Origin of the sequence: Herbaspirillum robiniae (assembly GCF_002213415.1) — a bacterium.
GTDB classification, from domain to species: Bacteria; Pseudomonadota; Gammaproteobacteria; order Burkholderiales; family Burkholderiaceae_D; genus Herbaspirillum; species Herbaspirillum robiniae.
On record NZ_NJGU01000005.1, the window covers coordinates 307276 to 330006 of the forward strand.

Consider the following 22731-nt stretch of genomic DNA (forward strand, 5'->3'; position numbering starts at 1 on the left):
GGCGCGGCCACACTTTTGCCAAAAATCGGTTATGATTGCCTCCGTACCCCGCCGCTTACCCCTGCCGCGCTTCAAAAACAACTTGAATCGGCGCGCAACGACTCCACGTAGACTCAGCAACTCCGGAAGCGTTGATGGCTTAACGCCAGGCAAATGGTATTCGTCCACCGGCGCTATTTGACTACTTACTCTCCCTCATACCGAGGATCTGCCATGAGCGAAAATATCAAACATATCTCTGACGCATCTTTCGAAGCCGATGTGCTGAAGTCCGACAAACCCGTGCTGGTCGATTTCTGGGCCGAATGGTGCGGTCCCTGCAAGGCGATCGCCCCGATCCTGGAAGAAGTCGCCAAGGAATACGACGGCAAGCTGCAGATCGCCAAGCTGGACGTGGACTCCAACCAGGCCATTCCGGCCAAGTTCGGCATCCGCGGCATCCCGACCCTGATCCTGTTCAAGAACGGCGCCGCCGCCGCACAGAAAGTGGGCGCACTGGCCAAGGGCCAGCTGACCTCGTTCATCGACAGCAACATCTGATCGCATCCGACGGCGGCGCGCCCGCGCCGTCGTCAGCCTGGGGCGCATCCGCCCCGGGCAGATTCCTAGACCACACCACGCAACTCCCTCCCCCACCCTAAATTTTCCCGTCCCGGGACACTCATATGCATTTATCAGAACTAAAAGCGTTGCACGTCTCTGCATTGCTGGAAATGGCAATCAGCCTGGACATCGAGAACGCTGCGCGCCTGCGCAAACAGGAGCTCATGTTTGCCATCCTGAAGAAGCGCGCAAAATCAGGAGAACAGATTTTCGGCGATGGCGCCCTGGAAGTGCTGCCTGACGGCTTCGGCTTCCTGCGCTCGCCCGACGCCAGCTACATGGCGTCCACCGACGACATTTACATCTCGCCTTCGCAGATCCGCCGTTTCAACCTGCACACCGGCGACTCCATCGAAGGCGAAGTGCGCACGCCCAAGGACGGCGAGCGCTATTTCGCCCTGGTCAAGGTCGACAAGGTCAACGGCGAACCGCCGGAAGCCTCCAAGCACCGCATCCTGTTTGAAAACCTCACCCCGCTGCACCCCAACAAGCTGCTGCAGCTGGAACGCGACATGCGCGGCGAGGAAAACATCACCGGCCGCATCATCGACCTGATCGCCCCGGTCGGCCGCGGCCAGCGCGGCCTGCTGGTGGCCTCGCCCAAGTCCGGCAAATCGGTGATGCTGCAGCACATCGCGCACGCCATCACCACCAACCATCCCGACACCGTGATGATCGTCCTGCTGATCGACGAACGTCCGGAAGAAGTGACTGAAATGCAGCGCTCGGTGCGCGGCGAGGTCGTGGCATCGACCTTCGACGAACCGGCAACGCGCCACGTGCAGGTCGCCGAAATGGTGCTGGAAAAGGCCAAGCGCTTAGTCGAAATGAAGAAGGACGTGGTGATCCTGCTGGACTCCATCACCCGCCTGGCGCGCGCCTACAACACCGTGATCCCGGCCTCCGGCAAGGTGCTGACCGGCGGTGTGGACGCCAACGCGCTGCAACGCCCGAAGCGCTTCTTCGGCGCCGCGCGTAACGTGGAAGAAGGCGGCTCGCTGACCATCATCGCCACCGCCCTGATCGAAACCGGCAGCCGCATGGACGACGTGATCTACGAAGAATTCAAGGGCACCGGCAACATGGAAGTGCACCTGGAGCGTCGCCTGGCCGAGAAGCGCGTCTACCCGGCCATCAACCTGTCCAAGTCGGGCACCCGCCGCGAAGAGCTGCTGATCAAACCCGACCAGCTGCAGAAGATCTGGGTGCTGCGCAAGCTGATGTACGACATGGACGAAATCGAGGCGATGGAATTCATCCTCGACAAGATGAAGTCCACCAAGAACAACGCCGAGTTCTTCGACATGATGCGCCGGGGCAACTGATCCCCGCCGCACAGGCGACACGAGAACGGCATGCCCTGCGCATGCCGTTTTTTTTCGCTCCGACAAAACGTGTTCTTTTCGACAACAAATCCGGCACGAATGCGGCAAAAAGCTACACCAGGCCCGTCCGCGGGACGCCCGGCTTGACCCAAGCCCCTGATTTGATTGTATAATTTCGGACTTTTCCAAACCGGCAAGTGATCGACAATCGGGTCAAGAAGCAGTGCGACCGACGAAGTGGCGATTGGCTACCAAACTACCCTGAGGCAGAAAATGAAAGAAGGCATCCACCCGGATTACCGCGAAATCCTGTTCCACGACGTGTCGAACGACTTCAAGTTCATCACCCGCTCGACCATCGCTACCCGCGAAACCGGAGAGTTCGAAGGCAAGGAATACCCGCTGGTGAAGATCGAAGTTTCGTCCGAATCGCACCCGTTCTACACCGGCAAGCACAAGATCGTCGACACCGCTGGCCGCGTTGAGAAGTTCCGCCAGAAGTTCGGTTCCGTCGGTTCGAAGACTGCAGTCTCGAAGGCGTAATCAGCGACTTTCCAAAAAAGGCAGCTCCGGCTGCCTTTTTTTGTTTGTGCGCCGGGGCATGCGCCCGGGCGTCAGCCCGCCGCAACACGTCATGGCGATCGCCGGAGGAAGTGCCCGTCTGTAGCAGTCGGACACAACTATTTACGGTGAATTGCTGCACAATGACGGCTGCGAAAAAATCTCCCGGCGGCAAGACCTCCGTGGGCAATGCCGGCCGCTCTCCATGCGACGGCAAGCAAGCCCGGGCGCGACATGAGGCGCGCCAGGTGATCCGATGGGCCGCAACGATGCCTGCCGCGCCGCCGGCGCCGGGCCCGAACCGATAAGCACGACAGAACAAGAGCAATAAGATCTTGATGAAGCCAGTCCGTCTTCCAGCTGCTGCGACCAACGCGCTCCCGCGCATGGCGCTGCTTGCACTCGCCCTTTTGTACATCCTGCCCGGCCTGATCGGCCGCGACCCGTGGAAAAACGAGGACGCCACCAGCTTCGGCATCATGTGGACCATGGCCCATGGCACGCTGGCCGACTGGCTCACGCCCAACGTCGCCGGCCTCGCGCTGCCGGCCGAAAGCCCGCTGGCCTACTGGTTCGGCGCGATCTGCATCAAGCTGTTCGGCTGGCTGCTGGGCGACCCGCTGGCCGCGCGCGTGTCCACCGTCGGCTGCTTCCTGGTCGGCTCGCTGTCGATCTGGTACACCACCTACCTGCTGGGGCGTCGCCCCGAAGCGCAGCCGCTGAAGCTGGCCTTCGGCGGCCAGCCCGAGCCGCGCGACTTCGGCCGCACGCTGGCCGACGGCGCCTTCCTGATCTACCTCGGTTTCCTGGGCCTGCTGCTGCACAGCCACGAGACCAGCCCCAAGACGCTGCAGATCGCGCTGGTGGCCTACGCCATGTACGGCGCGGCCCGCGTGTTCGACCTGCACAGGCTGCGCCATTCGGTGTGGCTGGGCCTGGCGCTGGGCATGCTGATCCTGACCTACGGCTGGCTGCTGCCGGCCGGCGCCATGGTCGGCCTGCTGGTGCTGGCCGCAGTGCGCAAGGATGGCGCCGCCGGCAAGCTGCTGCTGGGCGTCGCGCTGCCGGTTGCGGTGCTGATCACCGCGCTGTGGGTGTTCGCCATCCGCACGCTGTTGCCGCAGGAGGCGGCCGGGCAGTTCGACCTCTGGATGAGCTGGAACATCTACCAGTTGAACCGTCCGACGCTGTCGACCCTGTCCTTCCTGCTCAAGTACGGCGTATGGTTCGCCTGGCCGGCCTGGCCGTTCGCCGGCTGGGCGCTGTACGCCTGGCGCCGCCAGCCGGGCTCGCTGCATATCGCGCTGCCGCTGGCCTTCTTCATTCCGCTCACGCTGCTGGTGCTGATCAACGTCCACACCGAGGAAGGCATGCTGCTGCCGCTGCTGCCGGCGCTGGCGATCCTGGCCGCCTTCGGCCTGCCGACCATGAAGCGCGGCGCCATCAACGCGGTGGACTGGTTCTCGGTGATGACGCTGACCACTTCGGCGGCCTTCATCTGGATCGGCTGGATCGCCAAGGAAACCGGCTGGCCGGCACAGATCGCGCGCAACGCCTACAAGCTGGCGCCGGGCTTCAAGCCGGGCTTCGAATGGATTTCGCTGGCCATCGCCATCGCCGCCACCGTGGCCTGGATCTTCGTGGTGCACTGGCGCATCTCGCGCCGGCCGTCGGTGCTGTGGCGCGCGGTGGTGCTGTCCTCGGGCGGCGTCATCCTGTGCTGGGTGCTGCTGATGACCTTGTGGCTGCCCTGGGTCAACTACGGCAAGAGCTACGCCGGCGTGGCCGAGCAGATCGAATCCAAACTGACCTCGGTCAAGCAGTGCGTGCAGACCAATGTGGGCCCGGCGCAGCGCGCATCGTTCGCCTATTTCGGCAGCGTGCGCTTCGCCGACGAGCGCGGCCAGACCTGCGACTACCTGCTGCTGCAGGACGACATCAGCAACCAGGATGCCTCGCTGATGCTGCGCCAGTACCCCGGTTCCTGGCGCATGGTGTGGGAAGGCCGCCGCCCGTCCGATCGCGACGAGCGCTTCCGCCTCTACCGCCGCGCCGGCGAGTGATGCCGGCCGCATCCGCTCCCACTTCCATTCCAGCTTGAACACCGACGCCGCTCCCCTGTCCTCCCGTATCCATGTCGGGCGCATCGCGCGCCTGGCATGGCCGCTGCTGGTCGGCCAGCTGGCGCTGATCGCCAACGGCGTGATCGACACCGTGATGGTGTCGCGCTTTTCCGCGCTCGACCTGGCCGCGCTGGCGCTGGGGGTGTCGATCTACGTGAGCGTCTTCGTCGGTCTCTCCGGCGTGCTGCAGGCATTGCAGCCGACCATCGGCCAACTGTTCGGCGCCGGCCGCCACGGCGAGATCGGCAACGAGGTCAAGCAGGGGCTGTGGCTGGCCGCGCTGCTGTCGGTCGCTGGTTGCCTGGTGCTGGCGTTTTCCCCGTACTTCCTGTCTTTCGCCAAGGCCTCGCCCGAGCTGGTGGAGAAGGCCACGCTTTACCTGCGCATCGAGGCGCTGGCCCTTCCGGCCACACTGGCCTTCCGCGTCTACGCCTCGCTCAACACCGCGATGGCGCGTCCCAAGATGGTGATGGCGATCCAGCTGTGCGGCCTGCTGCTGAAGCTTCCGCTGAACGCGCTGCTGATCTTCGGCGGCCTGGGCCTGCCGGCCTTCGGCGGTCCCGGCTGCGCGATCGCCACCACGCTGATCGCGTGGCTGATGATGATCGTGGCCTGGCTGCTGGTGGCGAAGCTGCCGGCCTACCGTCCGTTGAACCTGTTCGGCACCGGCTTCGTGAAGCCCTCGTGGCGCATCCTGCGCACGCTGCTGCGACTGGGCATCCCCATCGGCCTGTCCTATTTCATCGAAGTGACGGCCTTCACGCTGATGGCGGTGTTCATCGCGCGCCTGGGCGCGGTGCCGGTGGCCGGCCACCAGATCACCGCCAACGTCGGCACCGTGCTCTACATGCTGCCGCTGTCCATCGCCAGCGCCACCAGCACGCTGGTGGCGCAAGCCATCGGCGCCAACGAATGGAAGGCCGCCAAGAAGATCGGCTACGCCGGCATCCGCCTCTCGGTCTGCCTGTCGGTAATGATCGGGGTGGTGGTCTGGTTCACGCGCGCGCATATCATCCGCGCCTACACGCCCGATCCGCTGATCGTCGGCGCGGCGCTGCCGCTGTTCCTCTACATCGCCTTCTACCAGATGTTCGATTCGCTGCAGGTGACCACCGCCTTCGTGCTGCGCGCCTACAAGGTGGCGGTGATCCCCACCGTGATCTACGCGGTGACGCTGTGGGGCGTGGGTCTGGGCGGCGGCTATCTGCTGGGCTTTGACATCCTCGGCATCACGCCGGCGTCGCTGCAGGGCGCATCGGGATTCTGGCTGGCCAACAGCGCCAGCCTGGGACTGGTCGGCGCCGGGCTGCTGGCTTACCTGCGCGTGATCCAGCGCCGCGCCGGCGCGGTGGGCGAAAGCGCCTTCAAGGTCTGAGCACGCCGGCGGCGAACAGGTCGTCGTTGCTGGCGTCGAGCACGCCCTTCAATTGCGGCGCGCCGGCCGGACGTCCCAGCAGGAAACCCTGCACCTGGTCGCAATGCAGCGCCTGCAATTCGCGCAGCTGCTCCTCCGTCTCCACCCCCTCGGCCACCACTTCCATCTGCAAGGCATGGGCCAACGCGATGATGGCCGACACGATGGCGCGCCCGGAGTGGTCACCGGCATCCAGGCGCGAGGTGAAGAAGCGATCGATCTTGATTTGCCGGCAGTGGAACTGCGCCAGATAGGCCAGGCTGGAATAGCCGGTGCCGAAGTCGTCGATGGCGATGTCGAAGCCCAGCGCCTGCAGGTCACCGATGATGTGCGTGCTGCGCTCGACGTTCTTCATCGCGGCCGTCTCGGTGATCTCGAACATCAGGCGCTGCGGCGCGATCCCCGCCTGCCCCACGATGCAGGTGATGCTGTCGACCAGGTCGGCGCGCATCTGCACCGGCGACAGATTCATCGCCACCTTCACCGGCCGCACGCCTTCGGCATCCCAGCTGCGGATCTGCTCGCACACGGCGCGCAGCACCCAGTCGCCGATCTGGATGATCTGGCCCGAGCGCTCGGCGATGGGGATGAATTCAGACGGCGCCATCTCGCCCAGCTCCGGATGGGTCCAGCGCAGCAGCGCTTCCACGCCGGTCAGCTCCTTGCTGCCGCCGCGGTACTTGGGCTGGAAGTGCAGCGAGAACTGCTCCTCTTCGATGGCCTGCTGCAGCGCCTGGCGCACCTGCAGATGGCGCATCGCGCTGGCGTGCATGGCCGGCTCGAAGAAACGATAGGTGTTGCGCCCGCTCTGCTTGGCTTCGTACATCGCGGCGTCGGCGTTCTTCATCAGCGCATCGACCGAGTCGCCGCTGTTGGGATAGACGGCGATGCCGATGCTGGAGGTCACGCGCAATGTCGCATCCTCGATCTGGAAATCCTGGCGCAGCGCGGCGAGAATGTTTTCCGACAGGTGCTCCACCACCTCGGGCGACTGCAGGTTGCTCATCACCACCACGAACTCGTCGCCGCCGATGCGCGCCACCATATCCTCGCCGCGGATGCAGCAGCGCACGCGCTGCGCCACCGCCACCAGCAGGCCGTCGCCCACCGCGTGGCCGAGCGTGTCGTTGATGCCCTTGAAACCGTCCAGGTCCATGAACAGCACCGCGAACGGCTTGCCGTTGCGGCGCGCCACCTGGATCGCGTGCTGGATGCGGTCCGACAGCAGCGCCCGGTTGGGCAGTCCGGTCAGCACGTCGTGCGTGGCGAAATGCAGCAGCTTGTCGTTGGTGCGGCCGACGATGCGCTTGAGCACGCGGTTGCGCTGCGCGCCGGTCACCACCAGCGCCAGCGCCATGGTGAGGAAGGCGCCGAACACGATGCCGTTGACCAGGTGCTCGCGCGTGACGCTGTGCAAGGCGTGGCTTTGCGCGTCGGGCATGATGGCCACCGCGCGCAGGCCGGTGCAGGCGCTGGCCACCAGGGCCGCGCCCACCAGCAGCGACGCCAGCACCCGGCGCGTCTGCTGCGAGTTGAGCGAACCGGCCATGGACTTGCGGCTGTTGGTCACCGAGAACAGCGCGACGGCGAACACGGCCGTCAGTTCGGTCACCACCACCGCCAGCGACAGCAGCGCCTTCTGGTACATCAGTTCGGGAGTCAGCAGCATGGCCTTGAGCGCCATGTGGAAGGCGGCATTGACGGCTGCGCCGATGGCCAGTCCGCCCACCAGGAGGCGCATCGCATGCGGGCGCCGCAAGCCGGAAAGATGCATCAGGTAGAAGGAGCTGCCCACGGTCAGCAACAGCGCCAGCACGGCCAGCCGCGCCTCGAACCCGACCGCCGTCGGCAGGCGCAGCGCGGCGACGCACAGGAAGATCGCCGCCCAGATGCCCAGCCCGAACACGGCGGCGCCGAGCGACAGCCACAACCTGCGGTACTGCGCCTCCTGCGTCGAGATGCGCTCCGAGACCTCGAGCGCGGCATAGGCCGACAGGCTGGCGACCAGCAGCGCGAACGCCAGCAACAGGAAATTGTACGAACCAGGCATGGTGAGGGGACCCGCGTTCTTTCGGCGCCGCCTGCCCGGCAATCGCTGGAAGCCCGGGCGGTGACGCTTTTTTTCGATGTCGCGGCCGTTCCGCCCCTGCCCTGTCTCGGGCTGCGCGACTGGCGGCGGCACGAACGGGAAGACGTCAGTCGATTTGCCGCTGCTGCCAGCGGGTCGCCGCGTTCCATCCGGAGCGGGAGGACCGGCGGCGCGCAAATGTGCGCGTTCCCGCCGGAGACCGCCGGCGGCTCCGGAACAACAAAAAAGTTACGTAACTAAAACGATACTTCGGAAGTGCTGCCGACTGCTTTGATTATTTGACTTGTTTCATCCGGACCCGGCCTGGCAGGAACATTGATGCGGCCATCCGTTTGCCGGCCCGGTTTTCGCCGGCCCATCCCCACAAGATGAGAGCGACGCGTGACGACGCTGGTCCGCTGTCGCGAAATTCCCCCTGACGACGCTATTCTAGCCGCTTCCCCCGCCCTGCGCCGCAGTTGCGGCCGGCATTTGCGGGCGTCGCGGCTGTCTCGCCGCGGACACAAAACTTAAAAAAAAGTTAATAACAATATGGCAATTTTTTGAATCTGGATTATAACTACACCAAGGGTCCCGCAAATCCGGAACCCTTTGGTCCGGCAGCATGCATCATGTCGATCCCTCGTCACGGCACGTACCGAAAGTGGCCTGATGACCTGACATCTGAACATCTGCTGCGCCGGCCGGTTAGTGCTTCAATCTTCATCCGCCACATGATCGGAGGCCCTGCATGGTGCATTTCAAGCCCTCTGCAAACGCCCGCCACAGCTGCTTTGGACAGGCCGCGACGCATCGCCGACGACACCGGGACATGCCCATTTCTGTGCAGTGAGTATAAATCACGTTTGCTGCGTAACTCATTTCTAAAGCAAACGTACCCCGGGACGCTCGACCTCAAAGTACCTTCGAATCATGGAAACCGCCAATCAAAAATTCGCCAAGCGCCTGCGCGCTTCGATGGAAAAAGCCGGATACGAACCCAAGCCCGCCGTTCTGGAAAGGGAATTCAATCTGCGTTACTGGGGCAAGCCGATGACCCTGCACGGGGTTCGTCGCTGGCTGCTCGGAGAATCGATGCCCAAGCAGGACAAGCTGGAGACGCTGGCCGAATGGCTCATCGTCACGCCCCAGCACCTGCGCTTCGGCGAAGAGATCGGCAAGCGCATCGACAAGCGCAAAGCCCGCTGGGAAGAGGCTATCGGCTATCGCGAGCGCGAGGCGTTCGAGGCTTTCATCAATCTGCCGGCGCCGCAGCGCAAGATCGTCAAGGAGGTGATCTTCGCGTTTTCGCAGATAGCGGCCAACGCCCCGGACAAAGGGGCGACGCCGGTGAAATCGGGTACCCGGCGTCGCACCCGAAGCTGACCGAAAGGTCTCCCGAAGACGCTCCGACGCCCCTCCGATTCAGATCCCGCCCTCAACAGGGATCGCATCTTTTCTCCCCCTCCGCCTTGCCGCACTGCCGGCTTTTCTTTTCTTTTTTTTCCAATCGCACTGTCGTTTCATTCTGACGCGATCGTCAGCTTCTCGCCTGGCAGGAAGCACTTGTGGTTATTCATCCACGCTGTTTGATCGCGGCGGCGACTTCGACGCAATGGCCGACCTGTTCGGCAATCGATTCCGGCACCGGGCGCTTGCCGTCCAACACCTCGGCGATCCATGCCGCCGTCGTCTCGGCATCGCGCCCTTCCGGCAGATCCGGCAGGTCTTCGGCCACGCTCTGCTTTTCCACCAGCACCGTCTTCACGCCGCGGCTGAACCAGTCGATGCGCTGCGCGCGACGCGCGTTGGCCACGGTCTCGCCTTCGGTGCCGCGCATGAGGAAGGCGTCGCCGCGCTCGTGCGGCGCGGCATGGGCGAAATAGTCGCTCAGCATGTCCAGGTATTCGGGATGGGTGTAAGAAGTCAGGCGCAGCGCCGGCGAGGAAAACGGCTGCATGATCTTCACCAGCGTATGGGTCGAGTTGCGCACGCCGAGGATGGCGCGCATTCCCAATAGGCGGGAAATTTTTGGCGCCAGCGCCTGGATGGGAATGAAGGCCGGCTTGCCGGCCGCCATCAGCGCCTGCGCCTCCTGCGCCGAGGCCGCATGCGCGATGCCCAGCGCGCTGAAGATCTCGGCGCTGGTCACGCGCAGCGGATCGTGGGTGACGCCGTGCATCAGCACCGGCACGCCCTGGCGCACCAGCAGCATGCACAGCAGCGGCGTCAGGTTGGCCATCTTGCGCGAGCCGTTGTAGCTCGGCAGTACCACCGGCGCATAAGCGCAATCGGGCGCGGCGAGCGCAGCGAACGACGCTTCGGCGGCATCGAGGAAACCGCCGATCTCTTCCACCGCCTCGCCCTTGACGCGCATGGCCAGCAGGATCGCGCCCAGTTCGAGGTCGGACACGCGTGCGTCCAGCATGGCCTCGTACATCAGGCGGGCGTCCTGGCGCGACAGGCTGCGCGCGCCGTCCTTGCCGCGGCCGATCTCCTTGATGAAGCGGGCCGCCGCCAGCGGCTGTTGAGCTTGGGAGGCAGCGTCGGCGGCCGCGTCCGGGGAAGGGGAAGTGGGATGATTTTGCATGGCCGAAGGGTACACCAAAACCTCCCCCGCACGCAGCGGGCGGCCCGGCCAAAAACGCGGCCAGGCCCGTGGCGGCGGGCTTTCCAGTACAATAGCGCCTTTCCCGCGCGGCCCGTCGCCACGGCTCCTGAGGCCGCCGCCAGCATTCCCATATTCCATCCATGATAGTTCTCGGCGTCGAATCCTCCTGTGACGAAACCGGCCTCGCTCTGTACGACACCGATCGCGGCCTCCTGGCGCACGCGCTGCATTCGCAGATCGCCATGCACCAGGAATACGGCGGCGTGGTGCCCGAGCTGGCCTCGCGCGACCACATCCGCCGCGCCATCCCGCTGCTCAAGCAAACCCTGGCCGACGCCGCCATCGCGCCACAGGAGATCGACGCCATCGCCTACACCCAGGGCCCCGGCCTGGCCGGCGCCTTGCTGGTGGGCGCTTCGGTGGCCTGCGGCCTGGGCCTGGCGCTGGACAAGCCGGTGCTGGGCATCCACCACCTGGAAGGCCACCTGCTGTCGCCGCTCTTGGCCAGCAAGCCGCCCCAATTTCCCTTCATCGCCCTGCTGGTCTCGGGCGGCCATACGCAATTGATGCGCGTGGACGGCGTGGGCCGCTACGAGCTGCTGGGCGAAACCCTGGACGACGCCGCCGGCGAAGCCTTCGACAAGTCGGCCAAGCTGCTGGGCCTGGGTTATCCGGGCGGCCCGGCGATCTCGCGCATGGCCGAGTTCGGCGATCCGGCGGCGTACCAGCTGCCGCGCCCGATGCTGCACTCCAAGAACCTGGACTTCAGCTTCTCCGGCCTGAAGACCGCGGTGCTGACCGTGGTCAAGCAGCACAGCGGCAACATCTGCGAGCAGGACAAGGCCAACATCGCGCGCGGCTTCGTCGACGCCATCGTCGACGTGCTGGTGGCCAAGTGCATGTCGGCGCTGAAGGAAACCAAACTGAAACGCCTGGTGATCGCCGGCGGCGTCGGCGCCAATGCGCAGCTGCGCGCCGCGCTCAACGCGGCCGCCGCCAAGCGTCGCTATGAAGTCTTCTATCCGGAGCTGCAGTTCTGCACCGACAACGGCGCGATGATCGCCTTTGCCGGCGCCATGCGCCTGCGCGAACAGCCGGATGCGGCGAAGAAGGAATACGGCTTCGGCGTTCGCCCGCGCTGGCCGCTGGATGAGTTGCGCCCGCCGCAGGCAGCCTGAGCGCTGCGCACGCCCATGAAAAAGGCCGCTTGATGCGGCCTTTTTCTTTGCGGATCGGTCGGCGCTGGCCGGCCAATTTCGCCCGGCGGACTTACTTGCCCGCCTTTTTCTTGTCGCCGATCCGGCTTTCCTTGCCGGCCAGCAGATTGCCGATGTTCTTGCGGTGGCGATAGATCAGCAGCGCCGCCATCGCCACCACCGCCAGCAGGATGCCGTCGGTGGTGCCGAACAGCAGGCCGTAGTAGAACGGCGCGAACAGCGCCGCCACCAGCGCCGCCAGCGAGGAATATCGGAAGGCGAAGGCCACCACCAGCCAGGTCGCCAGCGTCGCCAGGCCCAGCCACACGTCCAGCGCCAGCAGGATGCCCAGCGCGGTGGCCACGCCCTTGCCGCCGACGAAGCGGAAGAACACCGGCCACAGGTGGCCCAGGAACACCGCCAGCACCACCAGCGCCATGCCGGTGTCGTCGACGCCGAACTGCGGGCCGAACTTCTGCGCCAGCCATACCGCCAGCCAGCCCTTGAAGCCGTCGCCGACGAGCGTCAATGCCGCCGCCTTCTTGTTGCCGCTGCGCAGGACGTTGGTCGCGCCCGGGTTCTTGGAGCCGTAGGTGCGCGGATCGGCCAGGCCGAACAGCTTGGAGACGACCACCGCGAAGGACAGCGAACCGATCAGGTAAGCGGCGATGGCGAAGAGGATGTTATACATGGATGAAAGTCTTTCTGTTGGATCTCGTCGTTATTATGTGGTCAGCCCTGCTCGCGCAGCGCGCACTGCACCGCCTTGGCGGGCAGCACCTTGAGGATGGCCGCCGGGTCGATGCCGACCAGGAAGCCGCGGCGCCCGCCGTTGATGTAGATCTTCTCCAGCGCCAGGATGCTCGATTCCACATACACCGGCATGGCCTTGCGCGTGCCGAACGGCGACGTGCCGCCGATCAGGAAACCGGAATGGCGGTTGGCCACCTCCGGCTTGCAGGGCTCGACCGACTTGCAGCCGATCTGGCGCGCCAGGTTCTTGGTGGACACCTTGCAGTCGCCGTGCATCAGCACCAGCAGCGGCTTGGCCGCCTCGTCCTGCATCACCAGCGTCTTCACCACGGCATGCTCTTGCACGCCCAGCTCGCGCGAGGACACCGATGTGCCGCCGTGCTCCTCGTAGTCGTAGGGATGCTCGGTGAAGGCCACGCCGTTCTTGCGCAGGAACTGCGTGGCGGGGGTCTCGGAAATGTGTTCTTTCTTGGAGCTCATGGGATTCGGTCTTCTCCGGCGCCCGAGGCGCCGCCATGGGCGCACATTATGCCGCAAGTCCGCCGGCTTGCGAGCGCGCGCTGCAGCATGAAGCGCGCTTCAACCGCGCGGGTGATGCTGGGCATGCAACTGCTTGAGGCGTTCGCGCGCCACATGGGTGTAGATCTGGGTGGTCGAAATATCGGCATGGCCCAGCAGCAGCTGCACCACGCGCAGGTCGGCGCCATGGTTGAGCAGGTGGGTGGCGAAGGCGTGGCGCAGCGTGTGCGGCGACAGGCGGGCGGTGACGCCGGCCAGCAGCGCGTACTTCTTGATCAGGGTCCAGAACATCTGGCGCGTCATCGGGCCGCCGCGCGCGGTGACGAACAGGGCATCGTCGACCTGGCCCTGCAGGATCTGCGCCCGGCCTTCGGCCAGGTAGCGCGCGATCCACGCCCCGGCTTCTTCGCCGAAGGGCACCAGGCGCGTCTTGCTGCCCTTGCCGGTGACCCGCAGCACGCCCTCGTTCATGCCGACCTCGATGCTTTTCAGCAGCACCAGTTCGGACACCCGCAGGCCGCTGGCGTACATCAGCTCGATCATGGTGCGGTCGCGCAGCCCCAGCGGCGTGGCGACATCGGGTGCCGCCAGCAGCGCCTCGACCTGCCCTTCCGACAAGGTCTTGGGAAAGCGCTGCGGCTGCCTGGCCGAGCGCAGCTTCAGGCAGGGATCGGCGGCGATGCGGTTCTGCCGCAGCGCCAGCTGGAAGAATCGCTTGAGCACCGCCAGCCGGCGGTTGGATGAACTGGCCTTGGTTTCGGCATGGCGCGCGGCGAAATAGGCGTTCAGGTCCTCGGCCTGGGTGGCGTAGAGCGGCTTGGCGCGCTCATGGTGCAACCAATGCGCGTACAGCGTCATGTCGCGCCGGTAGGCCTCCAACGTGTTCTTCGACAAGCCGTCCTCCAGCCACAGGCTGTCGCAGAACTCGTCGATGGCCTCGCGGCTTGGCTCGGGCGCTTCTATCTTGGGGGTGGTGCGTCCCATCGTGTTCAGTAGCCTTCCACGCCTTCGTGCCTGAGCAGCCAGCGCTTGACGTCGAGATAAAAGCCGTCGACGTCGTCGTGGTGCGAGAAGCCGCCCAGACCGCCCGCGGCGGTCACGCGATGGCAGGGACTGGCCAGCGCAAACCAGTTGGCGCCGCAAGCCTGGCCGACCGCGCGCGGCGCCGACTTGATGCGGCGCGCGATGTCGCCGTAGGTCAGCACCTGGCCGCTGGGGATCTCGGCGATGGCGGCCCACACGCGTTTCTGGAACGCGCTGCCCACGTCCGCCAGCGGTAGTTTGAAGCGGAACCCGGGATCTTTCAGGTAACGCGCGATCTGTTTGGCGGCCTTGGCTGCGGCGGCATCAGTGGCGTCTTTCTCGGCATAGTGCCTGGGCAGGTAGACCATCTCCAGGATCAGCCCGGCCTGGGTGCGGATGCCCATGCCGCCGAAGGGCGTGTGCACCACGGCGGAAAAGATGTCGGCCAGTTGCGAGGGCTTCGCAGGCGGCTGCACGGCGGGAGCTTGTTTCTTCATGGAGAAGTCGGGCTGGGCATTGATATCTTGTTGCGTTGATGCGTTCGTCACGTCCGCGCTATTTTAAGCAATTCCCGGCAGCCCTTGATACCATCGCCGCTTGCCGGGCACAACAAGGAGACAAGATGGGCAATATCACACCACGCGCCGAACCCGATCACCTGGTCGTCACCGCCGCCTCGCTGGAGCAAGGCATGGCGTGGGTCGAGGACAGGCTGGGGATCTCGATGGCGCCGCGCATCGGCGGCGAACATGTGCGGCTGGGCACGCATAATGCGCTGATGTCGCTGGGCCCGGGCTTCTATCTGGAAGTCATCGCCATCAATCCGGAGGCGCCGCCGCCGTCGCGGGCGCGCTGGTTCGCACTGGACGCCTTGCCCACCGGCGCCGCGCCGCGGCTGGCGCACTGGGTCGCGCGCACCGGCGACATCCATGCCGCGCTGCAGGCTTCGACGATCCAGCCTGGCATCGTGGAAGAGATGAGCCGCGGCAAGCTGCACTGGCTGATCACCATCGCCGCCGACGGCGCGCTGCAATGCGACGGCGCCCTGCCGTCGCTGATACAGTGGCAGAGCGAACCGCATCCCGCCGCCGCGCTGCCCGAGCTCGGCTGCCGGCTCGAGCGCCTGGCGCTCGAGCACCCACAGGCGCAACGGATCGGTGAATCGCTTGAAGCCATCGGGCTGCGCGACCACAGGATCGCATTGCGCGATGCGCCGGCGGCGCGCCTGTCGGCCGCGATTGCCACGCCGCATGGCGTGCGCGTACTGGACTGAATCGGGATGGCCGCCGCGACGGAATCGGCGGCGCAGAAGGGACACGAAAGTGGCGAGGAAGATGTCTGGAAGAGCCACAAAAGAAAAAGGCGCATCTGCGATGCGCCTTCAAAAACTCCTGATGCATTCCCGGCTGTTAAGACAGCTCAATCGAATGCACGTCTCCTCAGTTTCCTCGGTATCGATACCGTTTGTTATGCACCACCCGCTTTGTATCCGGTGAACCTGGCGACCGCGTTTCCGATGCATCGGAAGGCTTGCCGCAAGGCGTGTACATCAACAACTCAAAACATCATCAAAGACTGCCAAATTCGATTTGCTGAAGCGGCAACAGTTGCTTGCCGTTTCAGCAGAGCCCGCACTTTAACAGTACTTGCCGTGCTTTTCAAAGCACTTTTTTAGTGAAAATCAAACATACTTTTTAGCAACTTGACTGACATCCGACCAAGCCGGGAACGCCGCTGGCGGCGCCCCAACTTGTCATACAAATTTCGGCCGAATTCGGTCGGATGTCACCCAGGTTTCAATTGAATACCAGGTTCGGCAGCCACAGCGACAGCGCCGGCCAGTAGGTCACCAGCACCAGGAAACCGAGCATGGTCAACAGCCATGGCATGACCGCGATGGTCAGCTCGGTGATGCCCATCTTGGTGATGCCGGAAGCCACGTACAGGTTCAGGCCGACCGGCGGGTGGCACATGCCGACTTCCATGTTCACCACGATCAGGATGCCGAAGTGCACCGGATCGATGCCCAGCTTCATCGCCACCGGGAACAGGATGGGCGCCATGATCAGGACGATCGAGGACGGCTCCATCACGTTGCCCGCCAACAGCAGCAGGATGTTGACCACCAGCAGGAAGGTGATCGGACCGAGGCCCGAATCGGTGATCCACGCCGCCATCGCCTGCGGGATGTTCTCGCTGGTGACCAGGAAGGAGAACAGCACCGCGTTGGTGATGATGTAGAGCAGCATGGCCGACATCGAGGCCGAATCCAGCAGCACCTTGGGCACCTGGCTGAGCTTGAGGTCCTTGTAGACGAACACCGCGATGATGAAGGCATACACCGCCGCCATCGCCGCCGCCTCGGTCGGCGTGAACACGCCGGAGTAGATGCCGCCCATGACGATGACGATCAGGAACAAGCCCCAGCCGCTCTTGCGGAAGGCCGCGACACGCTCTGCCCAGGTGGCCTTCTTCAGGCGCGGGTAGTTGTTCTTGCGCGCCAGGTACCAGGTCGTCAGGCCCAGCAGGAACGCCAGCAGCAGGCCGGGCACCACGCCCGCCATGAACAGCTTGCCCACCGAGGTGTTGGTCGAGACCGAGTACATCACCATCACGATGGACGGCGGGATCAGGATGCCCAGCGCGCCGGAGGTGGTGATCACGCCCGCGCCGAAACGGTTGGGGAAGCCCTGCTTGACCATGGCCGGCAGGATGATGGAGCCGATCGCCACCACGGTTGCCGGCGACGAGCCCGACACCGCCGCGAACAGCGCGCAGGCCATCACGCCGGCCAGCGCCAGGCCGCCATGCCAGTGCCCCACCATCGAGGTGGCGAAGTTGATCATGCGCCGCGCCACGCCGCCGTGCGTGAGGAAGTTGCCGGCCAGGATGAAGAACGGGATCGCCATGATCTCGAACTTCTCGATGCCCGTGAACAGCTTCAGCGCCACCGACTGGATCGGCACGTCGGTCATCGTGAAGAGGAAGGTCAACACTGTCAGGCCGAGCGAGATCGAGATCGGCATCCCGGTCAGCATCAGCGCAAACAGCAAAATGAAAATGATGGCTGCGTTCATGCTTTTCCTCCGCTGATTTCTTCGTCCAGACCTTCCACGTGGGAATGGTCATGCTTGGGCAGTTCGCCGGTCTTGTGGAAATTCCACGCGACCTGGAGGAAGCGGAAGCACATCAGGTAGGAACCCAGCGGCACGGCCAGGTAGACGATCCACATCGGCATTTCCATCACCTCGGAGGTGCTGTCGTGCTGCGCGATGCCGTAGACGAACTCGACACCGAAGGTGCCGACGATGCCGGTAAACAGCGCACCGGCCAGCAGGCCGAAGATCACGAACTTGTTGCGCCACGGGGTGTTCAACCGGTTGATCAGCACGTCGACGCCGACGTGGATGCCGGTGCGCACGCCATAGGCGGCGCCGAACTTGGCCATCCACACGAACATGTAGATGCACAGCTCCTGCGCCCAGCTCATGTTGATCTGGATCAGCTCATCCTGCAGCCAGGGGATGTCGAGGCCGGATGCGTAGCGGTGCACCACGGCGAGAAAAATGATGAAGGTGGCGGCCGCCATGAGGAACGCGATCAGCCACTCTTCCAGATGGTCGAGGAACTTCATTGGGTCTCCTTGCGCCAGCAGGCCGCCGCATCGCATGCGACGGCCTGTGCGCCGGTATCGGTTTTTGATTTATTGGTCGTTTGCGCCCGATGCGACCGCGGGCGCCCGGTGAAACGCAGCGCGGATTACTTCTGGCCCAGCGCTGCCGCTTCCTTGTTGACGGCCGCGATCAGCTCCTTGCCGATACGGCTTTCCATCTGCTTTTGCACCGGCAGCAAGGCCTTGCGCCACTCCGCCTTCTCGGCGTCGGTCAGGCGGTAGACGGTGGTCTTGCCGGTCTTCTCGACGGCGGCCAGGGCGGCGTCGTTTTCCTGTTGGGCGATGGCGTTGGCGTACTTGGTGGCGTCCTTCATGGCGCCTTCAAGCTGCGTGCGGATGTCGGCCGGCAGGCCGTCCCAGAACTTCTTGTTGACGATCACCGCATAGCCCAGGTAGCCGTGGTCGGAGACGGTCACGTGCTTCTGCACTTCGTGCATCTTCTGGGTATAGAGGTTGGAAGGCGGGTTCTCGGTGCCGTCCACCACGCCGGTCTGCAGCGCCTGGTAGACCTCGGAGAAGGCCAGCACCTGCGGGTTGGCGCCCAGCGCGCGCATCTGCGCGTCCAGCACCTTGGAAGACTGGATGCGCATCTTCAGGCCGCGGAAATCGGCCGGATGGTGCAGCGGCTTGTTGGCCGACATGCCCTTGAAGCCGTTGTCCCAGTACGCCAGGCCGGTAATGCCCTTGGGCTCCAGCTTCTTGAACAGATCCTTGCCGATCGGACCTTCGGTCACGCGATACAGCACTTCCTTGGTCGGGAAGATGTAAGGCAGGTCGAAGACCTCGAACTCCTTCACGCCCAGCGGACCGAACTTGGCCAGCGACGGCGCCAGCATCTGCACGGCGCCCAGTTGCAGGGCTTCCAGTTCTTCCTTGTCCTTGTACAGCGTGCTGTTGGGATAGACCTCGATCTTCACGCGCCCCTTGGTGGCCTTCTCGGCCAGTTCCTTGAAGCGCTCGGCGCCCTTGCCCTTGGGCGTATCGCCGGCCACCACGTGGCTGAACTTGATGATGATCGGTTGCTGCGCGAAGGCGCTGCTGCTGACGACGGCTGCCGCGGACAGCGCAAACAGCAATGACTTGAGTTTCATTGTGTGTCCCCTTTGAGGTATTGGAAATTGGTTTTATTTTTTATTGTCTGGCGCGGGGCCAAGAATGGCCTGCGAATTCTGACCAGCTCCCCAGAAGGGGGCAACTGTGGTTAACCACAATGTCACGCGGCCGGGTAATTTCGCCCCCGTTTCATGATGCGTCGCAGCATGCTGGCGCAAGCGGGATGCCGCGGCTACACTGGCGGCGTCATGAAACCGCCCGCACCGACCTCCGCCCAGCCCACGCCCGCCTCGCTGCTGCTTGCGCCCAGCCGCAAGACCACCATGCGCTGGCTGATCCCGTTCCTGCTGGTGTTCCTGTTCATGGCCACGCTGATCTGGCTGCCGCGCCAGGCGCAGCAGATGGAAGCCAGCGAGCGGCTGGAGCAGCTGATCGCCGATTCTCTGTGGGTGGAACAGGCGATCCGCTTCCAGCTGAGCCGCGACGACGAGAGCATGCGCATCATCGGGCGCGAAATCATCAACTCGCACCTGCGCCAGGATCATTTCCGCAGCCGCCTGAACGCGCTCCTGCGCAACAACCGCGAGTTCTACCGCGTCACCTGGTTCGGCGCCGACGGCAAACCGATCGCCTCGACCGACGATTTCCCGATCACCCGCGACGACCTCTCCGAACCCTCGCGCATGACCGGCGAGCGTTCGCGCCAGCTGCGCCGCCCGCTTTACAGCCCGCCGGCCGTGCCGCCGGGCATCGCCGAACCGTCGCTGATGGACTATCACGTGCCGCTGTTTCGCGACAACCATTACATCGGCAGCCTGGTGGCCAGCTATGCGGTGGCGCGCATCCTGAACGAGATGGTGCCGTGGTGGTTCGCCCAGGACAACGAGATCTCGCTCACCGACACCGACGACAACGTGGTGGCGCGCCGCACCTCCGGCGGTCCCGGCCTGAACGTCTACACCCACCGGCGCGAGCTGGAGCTGCCGGGCCTGACGCTGGTGCTGCACACCAACAGCACCAAGAGCGCGCCCAAGCTGTTGCCCAACCTGCTGGTGGGCTCGGTGATGGTGCTGTCGCTGGGCTTGCTCTGGAGCCTGTGGGCGCTGTGGCGCGACATCAACCGCCGCACCAAGGCCGAAGGCGCGCTGTTGAACGAAGCCTCGTTCCGCGCCGCGATGGAAAACTCGCTGGTCACCGGCATGCGCGCGCGCGACCTGGAGGGGCGCATCACCTACGTCAACCCGGCCTTCTGCAAGATGGTCGGCATCCCGGCCGAGGAACTGGTGGGCAAGATCCCGCCCATGCCCTACTGGGCGCCGGAGGCGATGGACGAATACCAGGAGCGCTTCTCCAACGTGCTGGCCGGGCGCGCCACGCCGCAGTACGAAACCATCTTCCAGCGCATCGACGGCGAGCGTTTCCCGGTGCTGATCTTCGAATCGCCGCTGGTGGACCAGCACGGCAAGCAGACTGGCTGGATGGGCTCCATCCTCGACATCTCCGAGCGCAAGCGCGCCGAGGACCTGAACCGCACCCAGGAGGAAAAGCTGCAGGCCGGCGCCCGCCTGGCCAGCATGGGCGAGATCGCCTCGACCCTGGCGCACGAACTGAACCAGCCGCTGGCGGCGATCTCCAGCTTCACCACCGGGGCGCTGAACATGATGCAGCAGGGCAGCGCCGACCCCAGGACCTTGCAGCCGGCGCTGGAAAAGATTCACGCCCAGGCCCAGCGCGCCGGCCATGTGATCCGCAGCGTGCACCAGTTCGTCAAAAAGCGCGAACCGGCGCGCCAGCGCCTGCAGGTGCGCCAGCTGATCGACAACGTGGCGCCGCTGGTGGAGCTGCAGGCGCAGCAGTTCTTCGTGGTGCTGCAGATCAGCGTGCAGGCCAACCTGCCGCCGGTGCTGGGCGACCAGGTGCTGCTGGAGCAGGTGATCCTGAACCTGACCCGCAACGGCATCCAGGCCATGGCCGGCGTGCCGTCGGCGCGCCGCATCCTGCGCATCGTCGCCGAGCTGGACCGCGGACCGGGCACCTCGGAGTCGGTGCTGGTGTCGGTCATCGATCAGGGCCACGGCATTGCCGAGGACGTGGCGGCGCGCCTGTTCTCGCCGTTCTTCTCGACCAAGGCCGAGGGCATGGGCATGGGCCTGAACATCTGCCGCACCACCATCGAATTCCACGGCGGCACGCTGACATACACCGATAACCCGGCTGGCGGTACAATCTTCCGGTTTTCGCTGCCCGCCCAGGGCGGGACCTATTAAAAAATATCCGAGGAAGAGACTGACGGGTACGCGCCTGCCGCGCCCCGTTCCATACCGATGCTGCACATAGTCGACGACGAAGAGATCATCCGCGACTCGCTGGCCTGGCTGGCGCGCTCGCGCAACATCGCCGCCACCAGCTACGAAAGCGGCCAGGCGCTGCTGTCGGCGCTGGAGACGGCCGCCGGCTTCGACGCCGACGGCGAATGCATCCTGCTGGACGTGCGCATGCCGGGCCAGTCCGGCGTGGCGATGTTCAACGAGCTCAAGTCCAAGGGCCTGCTGCGGCGGCGTCCGGTGATCTTCCTCACCGGCCATGGCGATGTGCCGATGGCGGTGGACATGCTCAAGAACGGCGCCTTCGACTTCTTCGAAAAACCCTTCAACGACAACCAGCTGATGGACCGCGTGCTGCAGGCGCTGGAGAATTCGCGCGCCTCGGGCGCCGAAGATGCGGTGCAAAACCGCCTGGAGGCGCTGTCGGTGCGCGAGAAGGAAGTGCTGGACCTGATCCTGGCCGGCAAGATGAACAAGGTGATCGCCGACGAACTCGGCATCAGCATGCGCACCGTGGAAGTCCACCGCGCCCACATTTTCGACAAGATGAACGTCAAGACCGCGGTCGAGCTGGCGCGCCTGCTCAAGTAATCCGTGGACATCCTCAATCTCCTGCTGCCCGATTTCAGCCTGATCGCGCTGGGCGTGCTGGTCTATCGCATCAGCGGCTGGAGCGACGAATTCTGGGCCGGGCTGGAGAAACTGGTCTATTTCCTGCTGTTCCCCGCGCTGCTGTTCTACTCCACCGCGCGCCTCAAACTGGACCTCTCGGTCACCGGCGGGCTGGTGCAGACCGGCGTGCTGGCGCTGCTGTGCGGCATCGCGCTGACCTGGCTGGGCAAGACCTTCATCCGCGCCACGCCGATGACCTACGAGTCCGGCATGCAGACCGCCTACCGCTTCAACTCCTATATCGCGCTGGCGCTGGCCACGCGCATGGCGGGCGAAGAAGGCGCGGGCCTGATGGCGATCCTGCTGGGCTTTGGCGTGCCGCTGTGCAACGTCGCGGCGGTGCACGCGCTGGCGCCGAAGAACGGCAGCCTGCTGCGCGAGCTGGCGAAAAATCCCCTGCTGATCGCCACCGCGTCCGGCCTGGCCTTCTCGGCGGCGGGATGGCAGCTGCCTGAAGTCGCGGGCGTGGTGCTGTCGCGCCTGGGCGGCGCCTCGATCTCGCTGGGGCTGCTGATGGTGGGCGCCGGCCTGCGGCTGTCGGGCCTGAAGGAGAGCAAGCTGATGGTGGCCTGGCTGCTGGCGATCAAGCTGGTCGCGGTGCCGGCGGCGGCGTATGTCATCGGCCGCCATCTGCAGTTGCCACCGCTGCAGCTGCGCATCGTGGTGCTGTTCTGCTGCCTGCCCACCGCCTCCAGCTGCTACATCCTGGCTGCGCGCATGGGCGGCAACGGGCCGTTTACGGCCTTCCTGATTTCCTTCGGCACGCTGGTGTCGGCCCTGACCATTCCGTTCTGGCTGGCGCTGGTGCATTGA

The 22731-nt window shown here is 64.8% G+C and carries 21 protein-coding genes; 12 read left to right on the forward strand and 9 right to left on the reverse strand.

What is annotated here, in order from left to right; genetic code table 11:
• Positions 1-213 precede the first annotated feature (213 nt).
• The 5 genes from trxA to CEJ42_RS10730 all read left to right on the forward strand — a co-directional run bounded on the left by trxA (position 214) and on the right by CEJ42_RS10730 (position 5987).
• Positions 214-540, forward strand: coding sequence for a thioredoxin TrxA (gene trxA, locus CEJ42_RS10710; protein WP_050469112.1), 327 nt, complete (start codon positions 214-216; stop codon positions 538-540).
• 125 nt (positions 541-665) lie between these two features.
• Entirely contained in the window at positions 666-1928 is a 1263-nt protein-coding gene (gene rho / locus CEJ42_RS10715) for a transcription termination factor Rho (RefSeq protein ID WP_079216621.1), read from the forward strand.
• Positions 1929-2201: 273 nt separating this feature from the next.
• Positions 2202-2471 (forward strand): type B 50S ribosomal protein L31, encoded by a 270-nt coding sequence (locus CEJ42_RS10720; RefSeq protein WP_079216623.1) that lies wholly within the window; start codon positions 2202-2204, stop codon positions 2469-2471.
• A gap of 356 nt (positions 2472-2827) precedes the next feature.
• Entirely contained in the window at positions 2828-4552 is a 1725-nt protein-coding gene (locus CEJ42_RS10725) for an ArnT family glycosyltransferase (protein WP_088751036.1), read from the forward strand.
• A 34-nt stretch (positions 4553-4586) separates the two neighbouring features.
• Complete coding sequence (locus CEJ42_RS10730; protein ID WP_079216628.1) at positions 4587-5987, forward strand: MATE family efflux transporter; 1401 nt, start codon at positions 4587-4589, stop codon at positions 5985-5987.
• On the opposite strand, the gene CEJ42_RS10735 is transcribed toward CEJ42_RS10730, so the two are convergent.
• Positions 5977-8076, reverse strand: a complete 2100-nt coding sequence (locus tag CEJ42_RS10735; protein WP_079216641.1) for a putative bifunctional diguanylate cyclase/phosphodiesterase — start codon at positions 8074-8076, stop codon at positions 5977-5979. The two genes, CEJ42_RS10730 and CEJ42_RS10735, sit on opposite strands and share 11 nt — an antisense overlap.
• Before the next feature lie 951 nt (positions 8077-9027).
• Here CEJ42_RS10735 and CEJ42_RS10740 point away from each other — a divergent pair.
• A complete protein-coding gene (locus tag CEJ42_RS10740; RefSeq protein ID WP_079216643.1) occupies positions 9028-9480 on the forward strand; it encodes a DNA-binding protein in 453 nt (150 codons plus the stop codon).
• A gap of 190 nt (positions 9481-9670) precedes the next feature.
• Here CEJ42_RS10740 and ybiB read toward each other — a convergent pair whose 3' ends face one another.
• Positions 9671-10684 carry a DNA-binding protein YbiB gene (gene ybiB / locus CEJ42_RS10745; protein ID WP_079219199.1) on the reverse strand — a complete coding sequence of 338 codons (1014 nt, stop codon included), beginning with the start codon at positions 10682-10684 and terminating at the stop codon, positions 9671-9673.
• A 161-nt stretch (positions 10685-10845) separates the two neighbouring features.
• Between ybiB and tsaD the strand changes: the two genes are divergently transcribed.
• Entirely contained in the window at positions 10846-11883 is a 1038-nt protein-coding gene (tsaD, locus tag CEJ42_RS10750) for a tRNA (adenosine(37)-N6)-threonylcarbamoyltransferase complex transferase subunit TsaD (protein WP_079216645.1), read from the forward strand.
• 91 nt (positions 11884-11974) lie between these two features.
• Here tsaD and plsY read toward each other — a convergent pair whose 3' ends face one another.
• The 4 genes from plsY to CEJ42_RS10770 form a co-directional block, all read right to left on the reverse strand.
• Entirely contained in the window at positions 11975-12592 is a 618-nt protein-coding gene (gene plsY / locus CEJ42_RS10755) for a glycerol-3-phosphate 1-O-acyltransferase PlsY (RefSeq protein ID WP_079216647.1), read from the reverse strand.
• A gap of 41 nt (positions 12593-12633) precedes the next feature.
• Positions 12634-13134, reverse strand: a complete 501-nt coding sequence (locus tag CEJ42_RS10760; RefSeq protein ID WP_079216649.1) for an aminoacyl-tRNA deacylase — start codon at positions 13132-13134, stop codon at positions 12634-12636.
• Positions 13135-13233: 99 nt separating this feature from the next.
• A complete protein-coding gene (gene xerD, locus CEJ42_RS10765; protein WP_079216652.1) occupies positions 13234-14157 on the reverse strand; it encodes a site-specific tyrosine recombinase XerD in 924 nt (307 codons plus the stop codon).
• Positions 14158-14162: 5 nt separating this feature from the next.
• Complete coding sequence (locus CEJ42_RS10770) at positions 14163-14693, reverse strand: methylated-DNA--[protein]-cysteine S-methyltransferase (RefSeq protein WP_088751038.1); 531 nt, start codon at positions 14691-14693, stop codon at positions 14163-14165.
• Positions 14694-14818: 125 nt separating this feature from the next.
• On the opposite strand from CEJ42_RS10770, the gene CEJ42_RS10775 reads away from it, so the two are divergent.
• Both CEJ42_RS10775 and CEJ42_RS24480 read left to right on the forward strand, forming a co-directional pair.
• A complete protein-coding gene (locus CEJ42_RS10775) occupies positions 14819-15469 on the forward strand; it encodes a VOC family protein (protein WP_088751039.1) in 651 nt (216 codons plus the stop codon).
• A 6-nt stretch (positions 15470-15475) separates the two neighbouring features.
• Positions 15476-15871 (forward strand): hypothetical protein, encoded by a 396-nt coding sequence (locus CEJ42_RS24480; protein ID WP_129587699.1) that lies wholly within the window; start codon positions 15476-15478, stop codon positions 15869-15871.
• Positions 15872-15992: 121 nt separating this feature from the next.
• On the opposite strand, the gene CEJ42_RS10780 is transcribed toward CEJ42_RS24480, so the two are convergent.
• From CEJ42_RS10780 to CEJ42_RS10790, 3 genes are all read right to left on the reverse strand, one after another.
• Positions 15993-17273, reverse strand: coding sequence for a TRAP transporter large permease (locus CEJ42_RS10780; RefSeq protein WP_088751041.1), 1281 nt, complete (start codon positions 17271-17273; stop codon positions 15993-15995).
• Complete coding sequence (locus CEJ42_RS10785; protein WP_088751042.1) at positions 17270-17830, reverse strand: TRAP transporter small permease; 561 nt, start codon at positions 17828-17830, stop codon at positions 17270-17272. Before CEJ42_RS10785 ends, CEJ42_RS10780 begins: the two co-directional genes overlap by 4 nt.
• A gap of 125 nt (positions 17831-17955) precedes the next feature.
• Positions 17956-18960, reverse strand: coding sequence for a TRAP transporter substrate-binding protein (locus CEJ42_RS10790; RefSeq protein WP_088751044.1), 1005 nt, complete (start codon positions 18958-18960; stop codon positions 17956-17958).
• 210 nt (positions 18961-19170) lie between these two features.
• Here CEJ42_RS10790 and CEJ42_RS10795 point away from each other — a divergent pair, with 210 nt between their 5' ends.
• Genes CEJ42_RS10795 through CEJ42_RS10805 form a run of 3 tightly spaced genes read left to right on the forward strand, consistent with a single transcriptional unit; the run spans position 19171 to position 22731 of the window.
• Complete coding sequence (locus tag CEJ42_RS10795; protein ID WP_088751168.1) at positions 19171-21189, forward strand: two-component system sensor histidine kinase NtrB; 2019 nt, start codon at positions 19171-19173, stop codon at positions 21187-21189.
• A 57-nt stretch (positions 21190-21246) separates the two neighbouring features.
• On the forward strand, positions 21247-21837 hold the full coding sequence (locus CEJ42_RS10800) for a response regulator transcription factor (RefSeq protein WP_079216665.1): 591 nt from the start codon (positions 21247-21249) through the stop codon (positions 21835-21837).
• A 3-nt stretch (positions 21838-21840) separates the two neighbouring features.
• Positions 21841-22731, forward strand: coding sequence for an AEC family transporter (locus CEJ42_RS10805; RefSeq protein WP_088751045.1), 891 nt, complete (start codon positions 21841-21843; stop codon positions 22729-22731).